The organism is Janthinobacterium aestuarii, assembly GCF_051380835.1.
Classification (GTDB): Bacteria; Pseudomonadota; Gammaproteobacteria; order Burkholderiales; family Burkholderiaceae_D; genus Janthinobacterium; species Janthinobacterium aestuarii.
In genome coordinates this window covers 263,031-284,998 of record NZ_JBNYXU010000006.1, presented here as the reverse complement: position 1 = coordinate 284,998, position 21,968 = coordinate 263,031, and the positions used below count along the sequence as shown (strand labels likewise).

The window sequence follows — 21,968 nt, the reverse complement described above, 5'->3', positions numbered from 1 at the left end:
CTCCCGCTTAAAATAGAAAATAGCGCTGCGCCATCGGCAGCACGGCGGCCGCTTCGCACACGAGCAACTGGCCGTCGGCGCGCACGGCGTAGGTTTCCGGGTCCACTTCCATGTGCGGCGTGGCGCTGTTGTGGATCATGTCGTGCTTGCGCAAGCCGCGCATGTTCTTCACGGCGATGACGGATTTATTCAGTTTCAGCTGATGCCCGATATCGAGGTCGTAGGCCGCCTGCGAGACAAAGGTAAACGACTTTTTCAGGCCCCCGCCAAAGGCGCCGAACATCATGCGGTAGTGCACGGGCTGCGGCGTGGGGATCGATGCGTTCGGGTCGCCCATCTGCGCGGCCGCGATCATGCCGCCCTTCAGAATCATCGACGGCTTGACGCCGAAAAACGCAGGCTTCCACAAAACGATATCGGCGATCTTGCCCGCCTCGATGGAGCCCACCACGTGCGCAATCCCGTGCGTGATGGCCGGGTTGATCGTGTATTTGGCGATGTAGCGCTTGGCGCGGAAATTGTCGCTGCGCACCGTGTCGGGCGCCAGCGCACCCCGCTGCACCTTCATCTTGTGCGCCGTCTGCCAGGTGCGCATGATCACTTCGCCCACTCTCCCCATCGCTTGCGAGTCGGACGACATCATCGAGATGGCGCCGATGTCGTGCAGGATGTCTTCCGCGGCGATGGTTTCGCGGCGGATGCGCGACTCGGCAAACGCCACGTCCTCGGCAATGGCCGGGTCCAGGTGGTGGCACACCATCAGCATGTCCAGGTGCTCGTCGAGCGTGTTGACGGTAAACGGGCGAGTGGGATTCGTCGACGAGGGCAGCACGTTGGATTGCCCCACGGCGGCGATGATGTCGGGCGCATGGCCGCCGCCCGCCCCTTCCGTGTGGAACGTGTGGATGGTGCGGTCCTTGAAGGCGGCCAGCGTGTGCTCGAGAAAACCGCCCTCGTTGAGGGTATCGCTGTGCAGCGCCACCTGGATATCCATGCGGTCCGCGACGGACAGGCAGTTGTCGATGGCGGCCGGCGTGCTGCCCCAGTCTTCGTGCAGTTTCAGGCCGATGGCGCCCGCGCGCACCTGTTCTTCCAGCGGCAGCGGCAGGCTGACATTGCCTTTGCCCATGAAGCCCAGGTTCATGGGGAAGGCGTCGGCGGCCGCCAGCATCGCGTGCAAATGCCACGGTCCCGGCGTGCAGGTGGTGGCGGCCGTACCCACGGCCGGTCCCGTGCCGCCGCCCAGCATGGTGGTCACGCCGCTCATCAACGCTTCCTCGATCTGCTGCGGGCAGATGAAGTGGATATGCGTGTCGACGCCGCCGGCCGTGACGATCATGCCTTCGCCGGCGATGATCTCGGTGGCGCCGCCGATGGCCAGGGTCACGCCGGGCTGGATGTCCGGGTTGCCCGCCTTGCCGATGCCGAAAATCAGCCCGTTTTTCAAGCCGATATCGGCTTTGACGATGCCCCAGTGGTCGAGGATGACGGCATTCGTGATGACGGTATCCATCACCTCGGCCGCGCAGCGCTGCGACTGGCCCATGCCGTCGCGGATCACCTTGCCGCCGCCGAATTTCACCTCTTCGCCGTAGGTCGCATAGTCATGCTCGATCTCGATGAACAATTCCGTGTCGGCCAGGCGGATGCGGTCACCCTTGGTGGGGCCGAACATCTCGGCATATGCGCTGCGGGGAATGCTGGCCATCTCAATCCTTTCCCGGTGGAGTGTCTTGCAGTTCGCCCATCACTTCGCCATTGAAGCCGTAGACCTTGCGCTCGCCCGCCAACGCCACCAGTTCCACCGTGCGCTGCTGGCCCGGCTCGAAGCGTACGGCCGTGCCAGCCGTGATGTTCAGGCGCATGCCGTAGGCGCGCCAGCGTTCGAAGGCCAGCGCCGGATTGACTTCAAAAAAGTGGAAGTGCGAGCCGACCTGTATCGGCCGGTCGCCCCGGTTGGCCACCACCACGGTAGCCGTGGCGCGCCCGGCATTCAAGCTGATTTCACCTTCTTCCAATTGGTATTCGCCTGGGGTCATGATGGGCTCCTTCTCAAAAAAACTACGGTATCGGGTGGTGGACGGTCACCAGCTTGCTGCCATCGGGGAAGGTCGCTTCCACCTGGATGTCGGGAATCATCTCGGCGATGCCGTCCATGACGTCGCCGCGAGAGAGTATCTTCGTACCGTCCGACATCAGCTGCGCCACCGACTTGCCATCGCGCGCGCCTTCCATGATGGCGGCGCTGATCAGGGCCACCGCTTCCGGATAATTCAATTTCAAGCCGCGCGCCAGGCGCCGTTCGGCCAGCAGCGCGGCCGTAAAAATGAGCAGCTTGTCTTTTTCGCGGGGAGTCAGATCCATGTTCTTCCTTCTTCAAGTGTTCCAGATGCGGGGCACGACGGCGTCGCGTCCCAGCATGGAGGGGCGCAGCAGCCGCCAGGTGGCCAGCATGATGCGGCGCGCCGCCTCGCTGTCTCCGCACAGCAGGCGCACCACCACCAGCGATTTCATGTGCGTGGCGCCAAACGCGGCGCCGGCCGGCACGCCGATGCCGCGCACGGCCGCCAGCACGTCGGGAGAAACGGGCATGCCGGCGGCGATCAGGGTGGCGCACACCGTGTGGCCCGCCAAGCCCAGTGGACTGGCCATCAGCGCGCCGCCGCCAGCCAGCACGCCCTGCTCCCACCACAGCAGCTTGCCGCCACGGCGGATCTGCACCTGCTGGCTGATGCTGCCCGTATTGAAAACTTCGCCCGAGGCGCTGCGGCCCAGGCAGACGATGTCGCAGCCGATGTAGCTGGCGTCCTGCGCCAGTTCCACTTCGTGGCGCAGGCGCACGCACGCCTGGTCGAAAAAAATGCTTTCCTGCGGCAGCCACTCGATGGCCGCGCCGCTACCGGCGCGCAGCACGATGTGCTGGCCCGAGACATGGCCGTTGGCGCGGTACCATTTGGCCGCGCCCGGCGACGTGAGCAAGGCGTGCGCGCCCTCGCCCACCGTGGCGTCGACGGCCAGCTGGTCGCCGCCCACGACGCCGCCGGGCGGATGGATGATGATGGCGTGACAGACGGCGCCGCCTTCCGGGTACAGGGGCTTTTGCACGCGCAGGGGGCCGCTGTGCGTACGCTCGACGAGGCGGCTGACGCCATCGTGCAAGGCAAAGCCCAGGCGCAGCTGCGCCTGCCAGGCGCTGTGCGCGCTGGCTTGGAAAGGCGTGACTGGTCGGGTGCTGTCTGGCATGCGGGGCAATCGCGTAAATAAGCGATTACCTAAGCAGGATATGTGCCAGCGTCAGGGGAAGGAAAAGTGAGAATCGTGCACCGCGCTGCGGCGGGCGCACCGGCATGGTGCATCTGCTGCACCGCGGCGCTTAGGCCACGGCCACTGTCACGGCCAGGGTGCGCCGTTCGCACAGCAAGGCCGTGAAGGCTTCCGCGGCCAGGGGGCGGCTGAAAAAATAGCCCTGCATTTCATCGCAGCCGTGTTCCGTCAGGAAGTCGACCTGTTCGCGCGTTTCCACGCCTTCGGCGATGACGCGCATGTCGAGGTTGTGCGCCAGCGAGATGACGGAACGGGCGATGGCTGCGTCGCTGCTGCTGGTGGTAACGTCGTCGACGAAGGATTTGTCGATCTTCAGCACGTCGATGGGAAAGCGTTTCAGGTAGCCGAGGCTGGAATAGCCGGTGCCGAAATCGTCGAGCGAAATACCCACGCCGATATCCTTCAGGCGCGTGAGGGCCGCCACGGCCTTGTCCGGATCGCCCATCACCGTGCTTTCCGTGATCTCGATACCGAGGCAGGCGGGCGCGATGCCGTATTTGCGCAGCACCGCCTCGACGAAAGGCACCGTGCGGTCCTGCGCGAACTGCTTGCCGGACAGGTTGACGGCCACCTTGATGCTGCCCAGGCCCGCGTCGTGCCAGGCGCGGATTTGCGCGCACACGCTTTCGAGCACCCATTCGCCGATGGCCGTGATCGAGCCGTATTCCTCGGCCAGCGCGATAAAGAGGCCGGGCGGCACCTTGCCCAGCACCGGGTTATCCCAGCGCAGCAGGGCTTCCGCGCCCAGCAAGGCGCCCGTGCGCAAGCACATCTGCGGCTGGTAGTGCACTTCGAATTCATCGCGGCAGATGGCGCCGCGCAGCTGCTGCTGCATCGCCAGGCGGGCGCGGATATCGCTGCCCATGCGCTCCGTGAAGAAGGCGTAATGGTCGCGCCCCATTTCCTTGGCGCGCACGAGGGCCGTGTCGGCGTGGCGCAGCACATCGTCGAGGCTGTCGCCGTCGGCCGGGCACATGGCGATGCCGATGCTCGTCGTCAGCGCCAGGCGCTCGCCATCGACGCTGAGTTCCTCGCGCAAGCCGGCCAGGATGGTTTGCACCAGCCCCAGGGTACGCCCCAGCAGGGCATCGTCCTGCAGCAGGATCTGGAATTCGTCGCCGCCCTGGCGCACCACCGTGTCGCCTTCTCGCACGCAGCCGGAGAGGAAACGCGCCACCACTTGCAGCGCCTTGTCGCCGACGGCCTGGCCGTGCGAATCGTTGATATTCTTGAAACGGTCCAGGTCGAGGCACATCAGCACCACTTGCTGGCTGTCGCGCACGGCGTTCGCGCGCGCCTGTTCGAAGCGCTCGCGCAGCAGCACGCGGTTCGGCAAACCGGTCAGCGCATCGTGGTAGGAAAGGAAATCGATCAGATGCTGCTCGGCCTTGCGCTCGCTGATGTCGAGGAAGACGCCGATATAGTTGACGACGGCGCCGTCGGGCCCGTGCACGGTGGAGACGCTGAGCAGGCAGGGATAGGTGTCGCCGCTCTTGCGCCGCGTCTGCACCTCGCCCGACCAGCAGCCGCTGCTGCGCAAGCCCTGGCGCAGGGCCAGCAGCACCGCTTCGCCCGTGTATTCGGCGTGCAGGCGCATGATGTCCGTGCCCACCACTTCCTGCGCCGCGTAGCCGGTGATGCGCGTAAAGGCGGGATTGGCGGTGACGATGACGCCGGCCGCATCGGTGATCAGGATGGCGTCCTGGGTCGCTTCGAAGACCTGGCCCGACAGGCGCAGCAATTCTTCATTCGCGCGGCGGATCTGCACTTCGCGTGCCAGGGTGCTGGCCACTTGTTCCAGTTCGGCCGTGCGTTCGGCCACCCTCCGTTCCAGGTTGGCGCGCTCCTGCGCCAGCTGCAGCTGCGCCCGCGCCAGGCGCACGTGGGCGTCCGTGCGGGCCAGGATTTCCTCGGCCTGGAAGGGTTTGGCGATGAAATCGACGGCGCCCAGCGCAAAGCCGCGCACCTTGTCGTCCGTATCGTACTGGGCCGACAGGAAGATCACCGGCACCTGGCGCAGGGACGGTATCTCCTTCAGGCGGCGGCACACTTCAAAGCCGTCGAGGCCGGGCATGCGCACGTCGAGCAGGATCAGCTCGGGCGGGCGCGCCTGGGCCGTCCACAGGGCCAGTTCACCGTTCGGCGCCTGGCGCACGGCATAGCCGGCGCCGCCCAGCAAATCGCTCAACAGCTTCAGCGAAGCCGGCGTATCTTCAACGATCAGTACTTCGCCCTTCGAGTTCACTTCCGAAAAATCGCGGTGCATGTAGCAGTTCTCTCAGCTTTGGATGAGGCGCGGCGGTCGGTTGCCACGCTGGACAAGACATTTCTTTGCGATGAACTACGTACTATCATCATAATCTTTATTGCAATTTAGCACCATCCATCGGCGGTACTTAGTCGTTCTTTTCAGCGAATCCGATGTTGTCAGCCCACACTTTCAAGCGTGCGCCAGCACGCCTTCATTCTCCAGCAAGTCGCACAGCTGGCGGTACTGATGCTGGTCGAGCATGGCCTGCAGCGGCGCCAGCAACGGCACCGCCACCGCGGGCAGGGCCGCCAGCAGCTGCGCCACCCTGGCCAGGTTCAGTTCGCGCAGCGCCACCAGCAAGGCGGCGCGTTCTTCCCCGGTCAGCAGCAGCAAATCTTGCGCCCGCAGTGCCGGCCGCACCTCGGGCGCCGGCGACACGGGCTGCGGCGCGGGCACCTGCAACGGCGCCTCGGCCGCCTGCGCGGGGATGCTGAAGCGGAAGACGGCGCCCTGCCCCGGCGTCGATTCCACCGTCAGTTCACCTTCCATCAGCTGCACGAATTCGCGCGAGATGGCCAGGCCCAGGCCCGTGCCATCCTTCGGTCCCGCGCTGTCGGCCTGCACGAAGGGCTCGAAAATGCGCTGCTGGTCTTCCGGGGCGATGCCGATGCCCGTGTCGCTGACGGCGAACGACAGCATCCATTGATCGCCACCGCGCCGCTCGCCGCGCACGCGCAGGGTGACTTCGCCGCCGCCGGCAAACTTGACGGCGTTCGACATCAGGTTCAGCAGCACCTGGCGCAAGCGCGTCGCGTCGAGCAGCACGGCCGCCGGCAGGCCCGCGCAATCGAGGCGCAAGGCCAGCCCCTGCTGCTCGGCGCGCATGCCCAGCATGTCCATCACTTCCTGCAGCAGGGGCGCCAGCGCCACCACGGCCGTCTGCGCCTGCAGGCGCCCCGCCTCGCCCTTCGACAGTTCGAGGATTTCATTGATCAGGGTAAGCAAATGATTGCCGGAGCGGTGGATGATGGCCAAGTTGCGCTTTTCATCGTCCTGCATGTTGGGCGAGGCGGCCATCAGGCGCGAAAAGCCGATCACGGAATTCAAGGGCGTGCGCAGTTCATGGCTCATGTTCGCCAGGAAGGTGCTCTTGGCGCGGTTCGCCGCCTGCGCCTGGCTGACGGCCACCGACAGGGCGCTCGTGCGCTCGGCCACCAGTTCTTCCAGGTGATGGCGGTGGCGCAGCAGTTCCAGTTCGGCCTCGCGGTGCGCCGTGATGTCGTAGTTCGACCCCACCAGGCGCACGGGCTGGCCCTGCCCGTCGCGGAAGATCACGGCATCGGCCTTGATGTAGCGGATGGCGCCATCGGGCCACAGGATGCGGTATTCGTGCGTGAACGCCTGGCCGGCGCCCAGCGCGGCGCGCAGGGCCTCCTTGGCGGCCGGCACGTCGCCGGGCATCAGCGCCGCGCGCCAGATCGCCGCCGGCGCCGTGCCGCTGTCCGCATCGGCCTTGAACTGCGCGTACATCTGCTCGTCCCACTGCAAGGCGCCGCTGCGGACGTTCCAGTCCCAGATGCCGATGCTGGCCGCGCCGGTGGCCATCTGCACGCGTTCCTCGCTGCGCTGCAAGGCGCGGTAGCGGCTGTCGAGCAGCGCCACCATGTCGCGGATGGAACGGTACAGCGTGCGCAGCTCGCCCAGGAACCACGCTTTCGGCGGCGTGCCGGACGCTTCGCCCTGCCCTGCCTGGATGCCGGTCGCATACTGGCCGATCGCCTTCAGGGGCTTGAGCATCAGACACCACATGAGCAGCCAGATGCTGGCCACGAGGATCACGTCGAGCACCACGATCATGGCGCCGATGCCCAGCGCGCGTTGCCGCAGCTGCGCGTGCAGCAGGGCCGGCGTCGCATACACGGCCACGCTGCCGATGACTTGTCCGCCCATCGTCACGGGACGCCGCTGCACCAGCCAGTCGGGCTCCGCGGACAGCGAGGAAAAGCTGCCGATGGCGCCGTCCGCAGTGCGGCGCAGGACCAGCGTTTCCTTGCCGATGCCCGGCGTCAGGGAACTGGCCATCAGGTCGCGCTTGCCCAGCATGCTGCGCATGATGGCCTGCATCTGCTTTTCATCGAGATTCCACAAGGGCAGTTCGATGGCCACGGCCAGCTGGTCCGCGCTGACGGACAGGCTGCGGTGCAGCTGCTGCCAGCGCTGCTCGCGTTCGGACTGGTAAAACAGCACGGCAAACACCAGCAGCAGCGCGGTGACGACAAAGGTCAGCGCCACGCTGACGGCCAGCACGATGGACACGCCGCCCAGGCGCGCGCCCTTGGATGGGTGAAGCGTCATGCGTCTTCGCCCTGCGGCTCGCTGGCCAGCTGCGCCAGCAAGGCGCACAGCGGCTGGTATTGATGCTGTTCCAGCATGGCGGCGATGTGCGCGGCCAGCTGCGGCAGGCTGGTCGCCACGCCGGCCAGCACGATGGCGCTGCGCCGCAAATCGAGGGCTTGCACGGATGCGAGCAGCGCCTGGCGCTCATCCGCGCCCAACTGCCCCAGCGACTGCTGCAGGTCAAATGGCGCGACCGGCACGCGCGGCGGCGCGGCGCCGGTGCGCTGGAAGCGCAGGCCCAGCTGCTGCTCCAGCATGGCGAACAGGTGTTCCTGCTCGATCGGTTTGCGCAGGAAGCCGTCGGCGCCGGCCGCCAGCGCCTCCTGTTTTTCTTCTTCGAAGGCGGAGGCGGTCATGATCACCAGGCGCGGCTGCACCAGCGCCGGCTGCGCGCGCAGCCAGCGCGTCAGCGCCAGGCCATCCATGTCCGGCATACGCCAGTCGCTGAGCACGATGTCGTAGCGCTGCGCCGCCAGCATGGTTTGCGCCTGCACGCCGCCCGCCGCTTCCTGCAACTGGAAGCCCAGCGGCGCCAGCAAGCCGGCCAGCAGCTTGCGGCAGTTGTCGTCATCGTCGACCAGCAGCACCGTGCGCCCACGCTGTGCCGGCGGCAGGCGCGCCACGCGGCCCGGCGCCAGCGCCGCGATGGCCGGCTGCTGCAGCACCGGCGCGCGCAGCTCGAAACTGAAGCGGGAACCGGCGCCCAAGGTCGATTCGACGCGCAGCTCGCCGCCCATCAGGCGCACGAATTCGCGCGAAATGGTCAGCCCCAGTCCCGTGCCGGCCTGCGCCACGGCGCTATCGGCCTGCACGAACGGTTCAAAGATGCGTTCCAGATCCTCTTCCGCGATGCCGCTGCCCGTATCGCGCACGGCAAAGGCCAGCGCCACTTGCCCATCTTCCTCCGCCTGGCAGCCCAGCGACAGGGTCACGCTGCCCTGCTCGATGAACTTGAGCGCGTTCGACAGCAAATTGAGCAGCACCTGGCGCAGCTTGGCGCCATCGAGGCGCACCAGCGGCGGCACGCCGTCACGTTCGAGCCGCAGCGCGATGCCCTGGTCGCTCGACCGCATGCGCACCATCTCGAGCACTTCGTCGAGCAAACCATTCAAGTCCACGGGCCCCGCTTGCAGCTGCATGCGGCCCGCCTCGATTTTCGACAATTCCAGGATATCGTTGATCAAGGTGAGCAAATGGTGGCCGGCGCGGTTGATGATGGCCAGGTTGTGTTTTTCTTCCTCGAACATGCTGCTCGAATCGGCCATCATCTGCGAAAAGCCGATCACGGAATTCAAGGGCGTGCGCAATTCGTGGCTCATGTTGGCGAGGAAGACGCTTTTCGCGCGGTTCGCCGATTCGGCCTCGGTGACGGCCACCGACAGGGCGGCCGTGCGCTGCTGCACCAGTTCCTCCAGGTGGTCGCGGTAGCCGAGCAGCTCCTGCTCGCTTTGCTTGCGCTCGGAAATGTCGACGATACCGCTGCGCACCAGGCGCCGCCCTTCCATCGGCAAGCGCACCAGCCGCACTTCGCAGGGAAAGATGCTGCCGTCGGCGCGCCGCACATTGCGCTCGACCAGGATGGGTTCACCGAGCATGGCGCGGCGCAGATGCTCTTCCATCATCAGTCCCAGCGGCAGACCATCGGGCTGCTCGCCCGTGTACAGGTCGAACGGCCCGCGCGCCAGCAGCGAATCGCGCGACATGCCCAGCATGCGCTGCGCGCTGCTGTTGGCGTCGATAAAACGGTCCAGGTCCAGGTCATACACGACGATGGCTTCGGGCGCATGCTCGACGAGGATGCGGAAGCGCTGCTCGCTTTCACGCGCCTCGCCTTCGGCGCGGCGCAAACGACGGCGCTGCAGCAGCAAGGCGCTCAGCATGCACGCCATGGCGAGAAACACGGCGCCAGCCGACAGCACGGCCGCGCGGTGCTCGTGCCACAGCTGCGGCGGACGGTTGAAGAACAGGGTGTTCGGCGGCAGCCGGCTGATGTCGGCATCCCAGCGCTGCAGCTGCTCCCAGTCGTACATGGGCACAGGACGGACCGGCGGCAGCAAGGCGCCCGGTGCGGCTGGCGCCTTGCCGGCCAACACGGCCAGCGACATCTGCGCCACCTGCTGCGCGGCCCCTTCGATGTGCAGGATGGAGCCGCCGAGGATGCCCTTGCCCACGTTCGTGTTGTACATGCCGAAAGCGGGCACGTTCGCCAGCCGCGCCAGTTCCCCGGCAAACTGCACGGGCGTGGCGATGGCGCCGTCCACGTCGCGGTTGACATTGCCCGTCACCAGCAGCGTATCGGCGGGCAGGCGTGCCACCTTCGCGCGCATCTGCGCCAGGGTCAGGCCGTCGAGATACTCCATGAAAACGATACCCTGCCACGCCTGCGCCGCCTGCTGCATGCTGCGCTTCAAGGCCTGGTCGGCCTCGCCGGCACCGACGGCCATGACGATGGTTTTGGTTTCCGGGAACAGCGCCATCGCTTGCGCCAGAGTGCCGGGAAAATCGACGTTCGCCTTTTGCTGCCAGATGGCCAGCGGGCTGCCTACCGGCAAGGCCTTGCCCGAGGTGTTAATCGCCAGCACGGGAACGCCGCGCGCCAGCGGCGCCAGGTCCGACAGCAAAAAATCGAGCGCCGGCTGCTGCATGGCAACGATCAGGTCAGCCTTGCGCCCCATCATCTGGGTGTATCTTAAAAGCAACAAATCACGCATCTCATTGCGCAGCGCCGGGTCGCCCTGGGTATTGAGGTTCAGGTGCTCGACCATGATGTCTTCGCTGGCCAGGCCCGCTGCGGCCATGGCGGCCACATAGGTGCGCGTGTACGATTCGACGCCGGCGCGGCCGTAATCGTAGGCATTGAGGACCAGCACGCGCTGCCCCTGGTGCGGCGGCGCGGCGCTTGCAGCCAGGACCGGCTCGGCCGCGGCGACGCATAGCATCAACAGCAATGCGCGGCCACAGCGGCGCACCACTGCCCTGCCCATCCCGCCGCCAGGCACATCACGCATCATTCGCCATGCCCATGCTCACTCTCGCTGTCACCATGTTTCACCATTGCGCTGACTGCTCAGCGACCGACACTTACAAAAACATGATAACGTCAACTGCAGGGGCAAGTCTATTGCTTAGGGCAATCTTTTGACAAGACAACCACCCGCCACGCCAGCCATCGTTACGCGGCGGTGCCGCTGATGCCGAACAATTCCAGCTTCAGCCCTTTTATGCCAGACGGCACATAAATCGCAATCGCCTGGGCCTTGATCATGCCGTCATAAATGCTGCCCTTGTTATCGATCGAAAAGTAATAGGTATTGGGCCGCACTGGCACTTCAGCAGGAACCTGGGCCATATGACGCAACTCAGCCCCCGGAAGTGCCCTGCCAAGCAATAGTTCGATATTGTCCGGAGAGGATATTTTGAACTGCAACGGCACCGTGGCAACCAGTTCCAGCGCCGGCATATCGGCGTTGACCGCAAGACAGAGTTCAGTCTGACGGTCAATCCGCTTGGCATCGAGCAAACCGTGATAGTGGGTGTTTTGTTGCGTGTCGTTGGACAGTGCAATCGGGAAGTAACGAGACAGGAGCACCGTATCGATCAAGTCGCGAATGATGCCATCGAGCTTGCCGAAACCCGGAGCCGCGTCATCGTGACAATACGCCGGCAAGTCGCTCAGTGTGTATTTTTTCGAAAACGTCATCAAGCCGCCTGCCAATGCCATCAATTTTTCAAACAAATACACAGGATGGTGGCGCCGGTAACTGGCGCAATGACTGAGCGTGGCGCTGGCCGTGCTCAGTGTATTGAGCATCCAGAATGAGGAAACATCCCCGCCATGAAATTCAACCGTATTGTTACCGGGTTGACGGTGGCGGCTGTACAGCGCCTCAATTTTCGCGCCCATGCGGTCGATCAGCGAATCAAGCATTTTCTGCAGCGAAGACTCGGCGCTGACGGTCAGGCCAGGCGGAATGAAGGAGGCATCGATTTCAAAGCTGCCATTGCCAGCGCGGTATAAACGGATCACCGGAATGGCAAGATAATCATGGAGCGGGTCCAGTTGCGACAGCAGATACACGCGCTTCTTCAGGTAAGCCACATCGATGCTGACTGCCTCGCTGTACAGATCCGGGGTTTCGATATCCGCCTGAACATAGCGCGCACCTGCGGAGCTCACATTGCCGCCATGTGCTTGCAGCGCCGGCAGCGCGGCGTAAAAAGTAAAACTATGTTCGCTGGAAGGCAGCTTGGACAGGTCAACCGCACTGGGCAATACATCACCAAGCGGCGCTTCAAAGAGTTCTCCATCCTGAAAGACGAGCGACATGGCGTCCGCCCGCAGGCTATTGTTGGCCAGTGCATCCGCATTCCAGCTGACACCATGCACGCCCCATAAATGCGGATTGATGAGTGAGGCCAGGCGTTGCAGGCGCGCTTCATGGTAGCGGTCCAGCTGCTGGAATTGCTGGGGTCCGATGGCCAGGCCCTCGGACCAAAGTAATTTGGATGGCAATGTCATGGCGTTCTCCATGTTGGCTGTTGAAATCTTGCTACCTTGCCAGTCTGAGGTTGCCAGCTTGGAAGTTCTTGATGTTGCGCAGCAACCCTGTTCAATTATTGCGCAAACGCAATTTACCTTGGTGCAAACGCTCGGATACTGACCATTCCGCCGCGAAGACACAGGAAAATGGAAATGGAGGACTTGCTGCCGTATTTCGAACGCGAGCTGGTGATGCTAAGGCGGCATTGCCGTGAGTTTGCCGAACGCTATCCGAGAATCGCCGGCAAATTGCACATGTCCGGCGAGTCTTGCGAGGATCCACACGTCGAACACTTGATCGAATCGGTGGCCATGCTGGCGGCACGCATCTCGAAACGGCTCGATGACGACTATCCGCAATTTACCGAAGCCCTGTTCGAAGCCCTGTTTCCACATTATCTGCGCCCCTTTCCATCATGCAGCATCGTGCACCAGCCCGCCCCGGCGGCCGGAGCGGGCATATTGCACTTGCCGGCCGGCACTGAAATGGACGCCGCGCCGGTGCGTGGCGTGCGCTGCCGCTTCAAAACTGCCTACGGCATCACGACGGGAGCATCGGTACTGGAAAGTGCGGTTTTCGATGCGATGATCAAGCCGCCGCCAGGCGTACGCCTGCCAGCATCAGCCAGTTCCTCGCTGAACATCGGCATCCGGCATCTCGACACAGCGCCCGCGTCACTGCGCGTTTTCATCGATGGCGAAGCTTCTTTTTCCGCCGCCTTGCGCGATGCCCTGTTCATGCATGCAGTCTGCGCTTTTGTGTCCATCGACGCGGCGCAGTGGATGGCCCTGCCCGCCGTACCCCTGGCGCCCGTCGGCTTCGCCGACACGGATGCCTTGATACCTTTCGGTGCCCGTTCGCAGCCGGCCTACCGCGTGCTGAGCGAGTATTTTTCGTATCCGGAAAAATTCAATTTCTTCGACATCGATATCGCGGCGCTGAGTGCCGCCCTGCCGCCTGGTTGCCAGCGCTTTACCCTGCATCTGTGCATGGTCGGTTTGCGCTCCGATTGCGCTGCGGCGCGCATGTTGTCCAGCATTTCCAGCGACAACTTGAGGCTGGGCTGCAGTCCGGCGATCAACCTCTTCCGCCAGGAAGGCGTGCCGATCGCCATCACCCGGCAAAAAATCGACTATTCCGTGCTGGCCCATGCTACCCATGCCCATGGTTACGAAGTCGTCACTGTCGATGCGGTGCGTTTGCTGCGCCAACGCGGAGGCGAAAGCATGCTGACCGAATTTCGCCCCCTGTACAGCCTGCGCCATGGTGAGGGCGCGGCGCAACAGGGCCATTACTGGATCGTGCGCCACGACATGGCTTTGGCCATGAAAAGTCCTGGCCACGAAAAGAAAATCACGCTGGTCGATAGCGACTTCAATCCCTTGATCAACGAAAAAGCCAGCTTGTCGCTGTCGCTGACATGCAGTAACCGCGACCTTCCGCTGTCGCTCAAATACGGCCAGCCGCAAGGAGACTTGCAACCGTGCTGCGGCGGACCTGCACTGCACATGCTGCGACGCCCCAGCCAGCCGCGATGCTTTTCACCGGGCGCGGGCCTGCACTGGCGCCTCATTTCGCACCTGGCGCTGAATCATCACGCGCTGGTCCAGGAGGGCCTGCCGGCGCTGCGCGAAATGCTGACACTGTATGACCTGTCTCAATCGGCAAGCTCGCAACGCCAGATCGGCGGTATCGTCGCGCTCGCGCACTTGCCGACCACGACATGGCTGCGGCACAAGCGCGGCACCTCGCTGGCGCATGGCGTGGAGGTGCGCATCACGCTGGACGAGGAAGCGTTCGTCGGCAGCGGCATGCACCTGTTTGTACAAGTCATCGATCACTTCCTTGGGCTATATGTGCAAATCAACAGTTTCATCGAACTGGTGGTGCTGTCACTGCAAAGCGGAGAGGAGCTGATCCGATGCAAACCAAGAAGCGGACTACAGAATCTGGTGTAGTACAACACTTGCTGGCCGAGCCATACCGCTACCAGTTCGTGCAGGCGGTGCGTATTTTGCTGTGCTGGCTACGCGAGCAGAACGTGTCCCATGCGCAAGCCTTCGGCCAGGTGTTGCGCTTCAAGAACAGCTTGTCGCTGAGTTTTCCCGCCAGTGAAATCGAACAGCTCTCGCTCGACGAGAATGAACAACTGACTTTGATGCCCACTTTCATGCGTTTTCTGGGCGTCGGCGGCACCCTGCCCTTGCATCACTCGGAACGCATCGCCGCCTACCGCTTGTCGAGCAAGGATGCCGGCGTCTCGGCCTTCCTCGATATCTTTTCACACCGCATGCTCGCGCTGTATTACCAGGCGTGGGAAAAGTATCGGCTGGAATCCACGCTCCAGACCCAGGCAACCGATGCACAACTGCCTTTGCTGCTGGCACTGGGCGGCGTGCGGCGCACTGCGCTGCCGTCGAGGGCCGAACCGGATGCCGTGACGCAGGACGTCGCGGCCTGGTACGCGGGTCTGCTGCGCTGCCGCCCCGTCTCCGCGCAAGCGGTTGGCCCCGTGCTGGCCGAATACTGCGGCGTACCCGTCACCCTGCAACCATTTGTCGGTGGCTGGGACTATCTGGAAAAAAACCGGCGTAGCCTGCTGGGCAGCGTCAACTTTACCTTGGCGCGCGGCGCAACGCTCGGCCTGCGGCTGTGGCGCCACGACATGCGCGTCTGCCTGCATATCGGCCCGCTGGATGCCGCTGGCCTGCAACGCTTCCTGCCGCGCAGCGCAGGTGCGGCGGCACTGGCAAAGATGCTGATGCTGTTTGGCGTGCCGGACTTGCAATATGAAGTGCGGCTGATATTGAGTCCGCCATGCATTACCCCATTGCTCCTGAGCTCCAATCCTGCAGAAAGACGGCGCCTGGGCTGGACGACGTTCTTGCAGACCGCACAAGGCAAGGCAGGCGGCGCCGAAGTGCGTTATCTGCTGCAACTGACCTGAGCAGCCCATCACTGGAAAGCGAGGCAAGCATGAAACATGCGGGACGCGGCGTCATCCGGCTCGGAGACGCAACCGATCACGGCGGCAAGGTCACCAGCGCCTCATCAGGCAGCACCGTGATGGGGAAGACGGCGGCGCTGGCCGATGACACCACCTTTTGCCCCAAGTGCAAGGGCAGCTTTGCCATCACGCCCGATGGCGCCGGCGCAAAACACATGGGCAAGCCGTACGCCTATGACGGCGACGCCACCGCCTGTGGCGCCCGCCTGATCACATCCCTGTAACGGAGCAGGCCATGCATGCAAACATCCAGGCGGCACTGTCGGTCTTCGACCTCGCCGCACAAGAACGGCGCCTGCTGAAGGTCGACTTCCCCCATGAAGATGGGCCAGCCGGCGCCATCGTGCTGGTCAATTCGCTGACCGCCAGGGAGGAAGTGTCGCGCGACTTCCGTTTCGAGGCCGAATTGCTGTCCGATGATGCGCATATTGCGCTCAAGGCCATGATGGGCCGCATGGTGAGCATTTCCATGGTGCGCGACGATGGTACGCTGCGCTACTTTAACGGTTATGTGGGCGAGTTTTGCCTGCTGCGCACCGATGGCGGCTTTGCGTGGTACCGGATGGTGCTACAACCATGGCTGGCCTTCGCCCGGCTGCGCCAGGACAATGTGTCCTTCCATGGCCAAAGCGTGATGCAGCTGACAGAAACGACGTTTGCGCACTACGATCAGCGCGACTGGAAAACCAGCATCCATGGCGACGATCCGCAAATCACCTGCGCCAACCAGCACAATGAAACCGACTACAACCACTTGCACCGGCGCTGGGAGGCGCTGGGCTGGCATTACTGGTACGAGCACCGCGCCGATGGCCATACGTTATGGCTCGCGGACAACAGCACCCTGGCTGACATGATCGCCACGGCGGCCGGCGACGGCGCCATGCGTTTTCACTCCGAGTCGGGCTCCATGGAAGACGATGGCCTGCAACAGTGGCAAGCCGTGCGCCGGATCGGCTCCGGGCAACTCACCTTGGCCAGTTTCGACTATAAAAATCCGCAGCCGCGCCTTGCCAGCGGCTACTCGCTGAATCGGCAGGGTGATGTATTTGCCCACGAACTGTATGAAAACACGGGCGCCTATGGCTATAAGGATGTCGATGCCGGGGAAGCTCTGGCACAACGCCGCATGGAGGAAAGCGACCATTTGCGCCAGTATTTCGAGGCGGCCGGCAATCACCGTGGCGCGCAGCCCGGTCTTTGTTTCCGGCTCGATGGACATTTCAGCGCCGAGGAAAAACGCTATCTGCCTGGCGAGGAGCGTCCGGACAGTATCGCCGAACGCGAGTACCTGATCCTGTCAGTCGAGCATAGCGCCAGCAATAATTATCAGGTCGGCCCGAACGCCCCCTCCCACTATGTCAACAATATGCTGTGCGTGCGCAGGGACATCCGTTGGCGCCCGGGCCGCAGCTACAACAGCACGCCATGCATCGTTGCCGGTGTACAGACGGCGCTGGTCGTCGGACCGGCCGGGGAGGAAATCCATACCGATGCACTGGGGCGCATCCGCCTGCAATTTCACTGGGACCGCCTGGGTGAATTCGATGAGCGCAGCTCGCCATGGATACGGGTCATGATGCCGATGGCGGGTCCGCAGATGGGACAAATGGCCCTGCCGCGCGTAGGTCAGGAAGTCGTCGTGCAATTCCAGGACGGCAATATCGACCATCCCATCGTCATCGGCGTGGTCTACAATAGTACCAATCCACCGCCGTGGCAATTGCCGCAGCAACGCGCGCTGTCCGGCTTGCGCAGCCGCGAACTGGGCGCCCGCAGCGCCAACCATCTCGTGCTCGACGATACCAAGGGCGCGATCCAGGCACAGCTGCGCAGCGAGCACCAGGATAGCCGCCTCTCATTGGGCAACATCACCCGCATCGACGACAATGCCGGCCGCAAGGAAGCACGCGGTGTGGGCTTTGAATTGGCCAGCAGCGCCTGGGGCGCCCTGCGCGCAGCCAAAGGCATGCTGATCACCACCGAAACGCTGGCAGGCGCCGGCTCCGTCAAGCAACTCGACGAAACACAGGCCCGCCTGTCGCAAGCACGCCAACTGCAGCAAGACTTGGCCGGCATGGCCGTTGATGCGGGGGCGCAAGACAGCGCAGCACAACAGGGAACCGTTGCCGATTCCATCCAGCGGCAAAACGCCGCCATCAAGGGTGCCGGCGGCGCTTTCCCGGAGCTGTCCGAACCGCATTTGCTGCTGGCCAGTCCGGCCGGCATCGAGCTGAGCACGGCCCACTCCATCCATCTGGCCGCCAGCGAGCATGTGGCGCTCACCAGCAGCAAGCATATTTCACTTGCCAGCGGCGACAGCATGTTTGCCAGCATCGCCAAGACTTTCAGCCTGTTCGTGCACAAGGCCGGCATGAAACTGATTGCCGCCAGCGGCAAGGTGTCCATCCAGGCCCACAGCGACGAGGTGGAAATCCTCGCCCAGAAAGTCTTGTCGCTGATCAGCGAAGCGGATTGGGTCAACATCAAGGGCAAGAAAGGCGTACGCCTGCACGGCGCCAACCACATGCTGGAAATCAGCGACAAGGTGCAGTTCTTCACCTCGTCCCCCGTGCTCTTCAACGGCAACCTGGAAACCTTGGCGCCGAAGAGCGTGTCGCAGGAATTTAATGAACGGCCCGTAACCCGTTTTGACCAGGCCGTCCGCTTGCTGGAAATGGACGGAAAACCGGCACCCGATATCGCCTTTGAACTCATACGTGACGACGGCAACATTATTAGTGAAAAAAGCGGCGCTGACGGGCTGACGCCATTACAAAAAGGAGATGGAATGGACAGCTATACGATACGTTACAAGGGAGAACTGCCATGAGTGATGATAACGACTTGAATGAACACGGCAATCACCAAGGCGAGTTTCGGCAGACTGTTGGCGGATGGGCTGAATACACCGTTCATATGACGGAAATAGAAGATACGATTCGTCATGACGTCACGATTCCACCCAGAAAAATCATACCGATTATATTTTTACCCGGCGTTATGGGTAGCAATTTAAGAATGACAAAACAACGTCAAGACGATCTGAAGCGATCAGATAACAGATCATGGAGGCCAGATGACATGATTGACAAATCTGGTAACTTGGCGGTTGCAACCGGTAGTGGTTTAGGTGGTTGGTTTAGGGGTGCATCCCCCAAAGATCGACAATTAATCTTTGATCCAAATGAAACTGAAGTTGAGTACTATCAATACTCTATCGAAAATGAGCGCTTTTTCCCTGGCGGAGACGTAACCAAAGGATCTGACGCCCGTCATAACAACGTTCCTGACGATTTTCTTGGTGTTCCTCCATTGATTTCTGTTAGTCCTAAAAAAAATTCTCAAGTAGATGAAATTCAGAAACCTGGTGTAGCGGGAAAATTCATTCCACGTGAAATACGTGAAACTCCAGCGCATATTGCACGGTGGCGTGGATGGAGCGAAGTTCTTTTCGCCGGCGCCTATGGCGAAATGCTTAAAAAGACAGAATTTTTCATGAATAATATAACAAAAAAAGGAAAAGTTTTATCTCATTGGAAAATTGATCCTTCCGATCAAGTCACTGGACGATATTCATTTGGCCAACAAGCCTATCCGCCTATTGCTAAGCTCCTAATACAAAATCCGAAAGAATTTGGTGGTTCGTCCGGAGCACCAATTAACACTTCCGACATGCTAAAAATCTCCCCATGCTGGTATCCGGTTCATGCGTTGGGATACAACTTCCTGCAGAGCAATGCCATCACCGCCATTATTATTGCCAAACGCATACGTGGAATAGTAATAGGATATCAAAAATGCGGATTCAAATGTAATGAGGTCATTCTCGTTACACATAGTATGGGAGGTTTGCTCGCTCGAGCCTTAATTCATCCTAAATATGGAAATATGCTTAATGATGAAATTGTAAAAATACTTGGAATATATCATAATGTGATGCCTACCTTAGGGGCCGCCAGTGCATACAAACGCATGCGTTTCGGCTTTAAGGAAAAGAGTGGCCCAATTAATACTCTTGAAGCCCAAATTCTTGGCATTGATGGTGAACACGCCACCGCAATTCTCGCAAATGCACCTGCACCATTAGAAATGTTGCCAAGCATAGCATATGGTCAAGAATGGATCAAGGTTGTTGATGCAACAGATAAATTGCTTTGGAGCTGGCCACGAGGTAAAGATAGCGCGATGGAAAGTATCTACTTACAACCTGCGAATGCTTGGTGGAGGATGATAAATCCTTCCTGGGTGAACCCTGCAAATATTCCGCCAAAAAAAGGGGGAGGCATCAACAATGTCATGCGACGATTGAAAGATGCATCAGAATTATTAAAAGAAATAGAACAAATATTTCATCCAAATACATATGCAAGCTATTGTGCCTCAAAAGAATTTTTAAGCTATGGAGAAATCACTTTCAAAGTTACCGAAGGTTTGGAAATTAAAAACTCATCCGACTCGGAAAAAATTATACCATCGCCAAATAAGTGGCAGCTATTGACTGACGATGCAAAAGGCAACCTTACCGTACAAGCAGGAACACGTGTTTTGAAACTAAAATTACAACCACCAAATTCTACTGGCGATGAAACTGTCCCATCGGATCGCTCAGCAAAACACATACCTGGGGAAAAATTTTCCCATGGTGCCAAGTCTGAAAATGGATATGAACATCAAAACAGCTACTCTCATCCACATGTCCTGGCATCTATGCTCTATTCAATTGTGCAAATTGCCAAAACAGCAAAATGGCAATGAGCATGTTAAATTACAAAAAAATTCTCATTATTGCAATAATTGCAATAATTGCAATATCATCAAAAACAATGGCAAATGAAACAATACCAAGTAAAAAACATGAGGAAAATAAAATGCACACAGATACAATATCAATAAAAAAAATAGAAAATTTATTTCGAAAAACAAAAAAACTTTGCTTTGGAAGATATTTATTAAATCTTCCAAAAGAGGCAGAGTTAATAATAGGAAATTCTGAAGTTGAATTATTTAAAGGAGGACCTGAATCATTAAAGCACCAAGCGGAAATTGACTTAAAAAAGATACGATCTTTGAATATTTCCCCTGAAATTATTTATAGTGGAAATGGTCCAATAGAAAACAGTTGGCAACTTCGATACTACAATAGCAAGTCAGCCAAAGAAGACAATTTTATAATTTATCGAACCTTAGTCAACAAAGGGAATTTCATATTTACCATAGGCGACGCAGTTGATAATGGCGACACCGAAAGCGCAACTGCGGAAAGACAGTTCATCCAAGCAAAAAGTCTGCGTTTGCGTAGTGATGAAGAGATTCCAGACGTGCCAGGCCTTTGTGTAGAGCATGGATTCATGAGTGAAAATCAGTATAAATATCAAGAAATAGACGACGTAGGTATTTATTTACCCAGCTTGCCAGATGTTACTTTTTCCATCAGTTCAAATAAGGATGCATACGGCGACTACCCCCCGAAAGAATTTGAATCAAGGTTGCGTGGGGAATTGTCACTACTCAGTCGCATACAAGACGCAAAAAAAATGCAAGGCAATAACTATCCCAAGCGCACCTTGCTGCGCGAAGGCAAGCGCACTGTTCAGCACTGGAAAGGCGAAGAGTCGCTGATACGACGCACCGATGGCGTCCATGATTTTGAATGGGCATTGGTCGGCAAACCGAAAGACATCGCAAATCCGTCCGTGCTGGAAGTCAAGATGTACACCAAAGTCGCCCACAACATGGTCGGCGCCGCCGAAGCATCGTCGCTGACCGACGAGGAGGCGATTGCCTTGTGGGACAAGCTGTTGTCCGGCCTGAAGTTCCGGGTGAAAGTGCCGGGTGCACCGCCGGGTTCGTACTACATCGATCCGGACAAGCCAGCGCAGTGACGACAGGACAAACGTGGCAGGCTTTCTTGCTGGCGTGATGCAAGCCATTGCGCTAGCATGGCCTTTTCCCCGGAAAACTCCCCATGCCCATCACCCTGCGCCCCGCCCTGCCCTTTGATATCGACGCCCTATGGGCCCTGCGCACGGTGGCCGTGCGCGTCAGTTGCGCCACGCACTATGCGCCGGAGCAAATTACTGTGTGGACGGCTTCGCCCGTGCCGCCAGCTTATGCCGCCATGCTGGCTGCCGGTGGCGGCATCGTGGCGATGCAGGGCGAGGCCATTGCCGGCTATGCCATGCTGGACGTAGATAAACACGAAGTCGATGCCGTGTTTGTCGATTCCGCGCGGGCGGGACTCGGTATCGGCAAGCGGCTGCTGGCGGCGCTTGAGCAACTGGCGCGTGAGCGCGGCATTGCGCGCCTGCACCTGTCCGCGTCGCTCAATGCCGTGCCGTTTTACCAGGCCGCAGGATTTATCTCCTTGCGCGAGGAAGCGTATGCGCATCCGAGCGGCATCAGCCTGGCCAGCATGGCGATGGAAAAGCAGCTGGTGGTGGCCTGA

The 21,968-nt window shown here is 60.6% G+C and carries 15 protein-coding genes; 7 read left to right on the top strand and 8 right to left on the bottom strand.

All coding sequences use genetic code 11. The features are described from left to right. Positions 1–7: 7 nt before the first annotated feature. The 8 genes from ureC to tssK form a co-directional block, all read right to left on the bottom strand. Entirely contained in the window at positions 8–1,708 is a 1,701-nt protein-coding gene (ureC, locus tag ACQ4WO_RS17845) for an urease subunit alpha (protein WP_436482589.1), read from the bottom strand. A 1-nt stretch (position 1,709) separates the two neighbouring features. Then, complete coding sequence (locus ACQ4WO_RS17840; protein WP_034751935.1) at positions 1,710–2,039, bottom strand: urease subunit beta; 330 nt, start codon at positions 2,037–2,039, stop codon at positions 1,710–1,712. Positions 2,040–2,061: 22 nt separating this feature from the next. Then, on the bottom strand, positions 2,062–2,364 hold the full coding sequence (locus ACQ4WO_RS17835; RefSeq protein ID WP_131373094.1) for an urease subunit gamma: 303 nt from the start codon (positions 2,362–2,364) through the stop codon (positions 2,062–2,064). Positions 2,365–2,376: 12 nt separating this feature from the next. Beyond that, on the bottom strand, positions 2,377–3,243 hold the full coding sequence (locus ACQ4WO_RS17830; protein ID WP_436482588.1) for an urease accessory protein UreD: 867 nt from the start codon (positions 3,241–3,243) through the stop codon (positions 2,377–2,379). A 130-nt stretch (positions 3,244–3,373) separates the two neighbouring features. Beyond that, positions 3,374–5,590 carry an EAL domain-containing response regulator gene (locus ACQ4WO_RS17825; protein WP_436482587.1) on the bottom strand — a complete coding sequence of 739 codons (2,217 nt, stop codon included), beginning with the start codon at positions 5,588–5,590 and terminating at the stop codon, positions 3,374–3,376. Between the two features lie 174 nt (positions 5,591–5,764). Further along, the gene (locus ACQ4WO_RS17820; protein WP_436482586.1) at positions 5,765–7,930 is read right to left on the bottom strand and encodes a sensor histidine kinase; all 2,166 of its coding nucleotides are present in this window, start codon (positions 7,928–7,930) and stop codon (positions 5,765–5,767) included. Next, entirely contained in the window at positions 7,927–10,911 is a 2,985-nt protein-coding gene (locus tag ACQ4WO_RS17815) for a sensor histidine kinase (protein ID WP_436482585.1), read from the bottom strand. Before ACQ4WO_RS17815 ends, ACQ4WO_RS17820 begins: the two co-directional genes overlap by 4 nt. Positions 10,912–11,144: 233 nt before the next feature. Further along, the gene (gene tssK / locus ACQ4WO_RS17810) at positions 11,145–12,491 is read right to left on the bottom strand and encodes a type VI secretion system baseplate subunit TssK (protein ID WP_436482584.1); all 1,347 of its coding nucleotides are present in this window, start codon (positions 12,489–12,491) and stop codon (positions 11,145–11,147) included. 174 nt (positions 12,492–12,665) lie between these two features. Here tssK and tssF point away from each other — a divergent pair, with 174 nt between their 5' ends. The 7 genes from tssF (at position 12,666) to ACQ4WO_RS17775 (ending at position 21,968) form a co-directional block, all read left to right on the top strand. Beyond that, complete coding sequence (tssF, locus tag ACQ4WO_RS17805) at positions 12,666–14,471, top strand: type VI secretion system baseplate subunit TssF (RefSeq protein ID WP_436482582.1); 1,806 nt, start codon at positions 12,666–12,668, stop codon at positions 14,469–14,471. Positions 14,472–14,479: 8 nt separating this feature from the next. Beyond that, positions 14,480–15,460 carry a type VI secretion system baseplate subunit TssG gene (tssG, locus tag ACQ4WO_RS17800; protein ID WP_436482581.1) on the top strand — a complete coding sequence of 327 codons (981 nt, stop codon included), beginning with the start codon at positions 14,480–14,482 and terminating at the stop codon, positions 15,458–15,460. A 29-nt stretch (positions 15,461–15,489) separates the two neighbouring features. Next, positions 15,490–15,744, top strand: a complete 255-nt coding sequence (locus ACQ4WO_RS17795; RefSeq protein ID WP_436482580.1) for a PAAR domain-containing protein — start codon at positions 15,490–15,492, stop codon at positions 15,742–15,744. Positions 15,745–15,755: 11 nt separating this feature from the next. Continuing rightward, a complete protein-coding gene (locus ACQ4WO_RS17790) occupies positions 15,756–18,353 on the top strand; it encodes a type VI secretion system Vgr family protein (RefSeq protein ID WP_436482579.1) in 2,598 nt (865 codons plus the stop codon). After that, positions 18,350–20,278 carry a Tle4 family T6SS lipase effector gene (locus ACQ4WO_RS17785; RefSeq protein WP_436482578.1) on the top strand — a complete coding sequence of 643 codons (1,929 nt, stop codon included), beginning with the start codon at positions 18,350–18,352 and terminating at the stop codon, positions 20,276–20,278. The genes ACQ4WO_RS17790 and ACQ4WO_RS17785 overlap by 4 nt, the downstream gene beginning before the upstream one ends. Before the next feature lie 2 nt (positions 20,279–20,280). After that, complete coding sequence (locus tag ACQ4WO_RS17780; RefSeq protein ID WP_436482576.1) at positions 20,281–21,405, top strand: T6SS immunity protein Tli4 family protein; 1,125 nt, start codon at positions 20,281–20,283, stop codon at positions 21,403–21,405. 83 nt (positions 21,406–21,488) lie between these two features. Then, positions 21,489–21,968 (top strand): GNAT family N-acetyltransferase, encoded by a 480-nt coding sequence (locus ACQ4WO_RS17775; RefSeq protein WP_436482574.1) that lies wholly within the window; start codon positions 21,489–21,491, stop codon positions 21,966–21,968.

Coding starts and splice junctions, on each gene's coding strand:
- tssF (WP_436482582.1), top strand. CDS start 12,666: ATGGAGGACTTGCTGCCGTATTTCGAACGCGAGCTGGTGATGCTAAGG.
- ACQ4WO_RS17825 (WP_436482587.1), bottom strand. CDS start 5,590: ATGCACCGCGATTTTTCGGAAGTGAACTCGAAGGGCGAAGTACTGATC.
- ACQ4WO_RS17835 (WP_131373094.1), bottom strand. CDS start 2,364: ATGGATCTGACTCCCCGCGAAAAAGACAAGCTGCTCATTTTTACGGCC.
- tssK (WP_436482584.1), bottom strand. CDS start 12,491: ATGACATTGCCATCCAAATTACTTTGGTCCGAGGGCCTGGCCATCGGA.
- ACQ4WO_RS17815 (WP_436482585.1), bottom strand. CDS start 10,911: ATGCTATGCGTCGCCGCGGCCGAGCCGGTCCTGGCTGCAAGCGCCGCG.
- ACQ4WO_RS17775 (WP_436482574.1), top strand. CDS start 21,489: ATGCCCATCACCCTGCGCCCCGCCCTGCCCTTTGATATCGACGCCCTA.
- ACQ4WO_RS17795 (WP_436482580.1), top strand. CDS start 15,490: ATGAAACATGCGGGACGCGGCGTCATCCGGCTCGGAGACGCAACCGAT.
- ureC (WP_436482589.1), bottom strand. CDS start 1,708: ATGGCCAGCATTCCCCGCAGCGCATATGCCGAGATGTTCGGCCCCACC.
- ACQ4WO_RS17790 (WP_436482579.1), top strand. CDS start 15,756: ATGCATGCAAACATCCAGGCGGCACTGTCGGTCTTCGACCTCGCCGCA.
- ACQ4WO_RS17840 (WP_034751935.1), bottom strand. CDS start 2,039: ATGACCCCAGGCGAATACCAATTGGAAGAAGGTGAAATCAGCTTGAAT.
- ACQ4WO_RS17830 (WP_436482588.1), bottom strand. CDS start 3,243: ATGCCAGACAGCACCCGACCAGTCACGCCTTTCCAAGCCAGCGCGCAC.
- ACQ4WO_RS17780 (WP_436482576.1), top strand. CDS start 20,281: ATGTTAAATTACAAAAAAATTCTCATTATTGCAATAATTGCAATAATT.
- ACQ4WO_RS17785 (WP_436482578.1), top strand. CDS start 18,350: ATGAGTGATGATAACGACTTGAATGAACACGGCAATCACCAAGGCGAG.
- ACQ4WO_RS17820 (WP_436482586.1), bottom strand. CDS start 7,930: ATGACGCTTCACCCATCCAAGGGCGCGCGCCTGGGCGGCGTGTCCATC.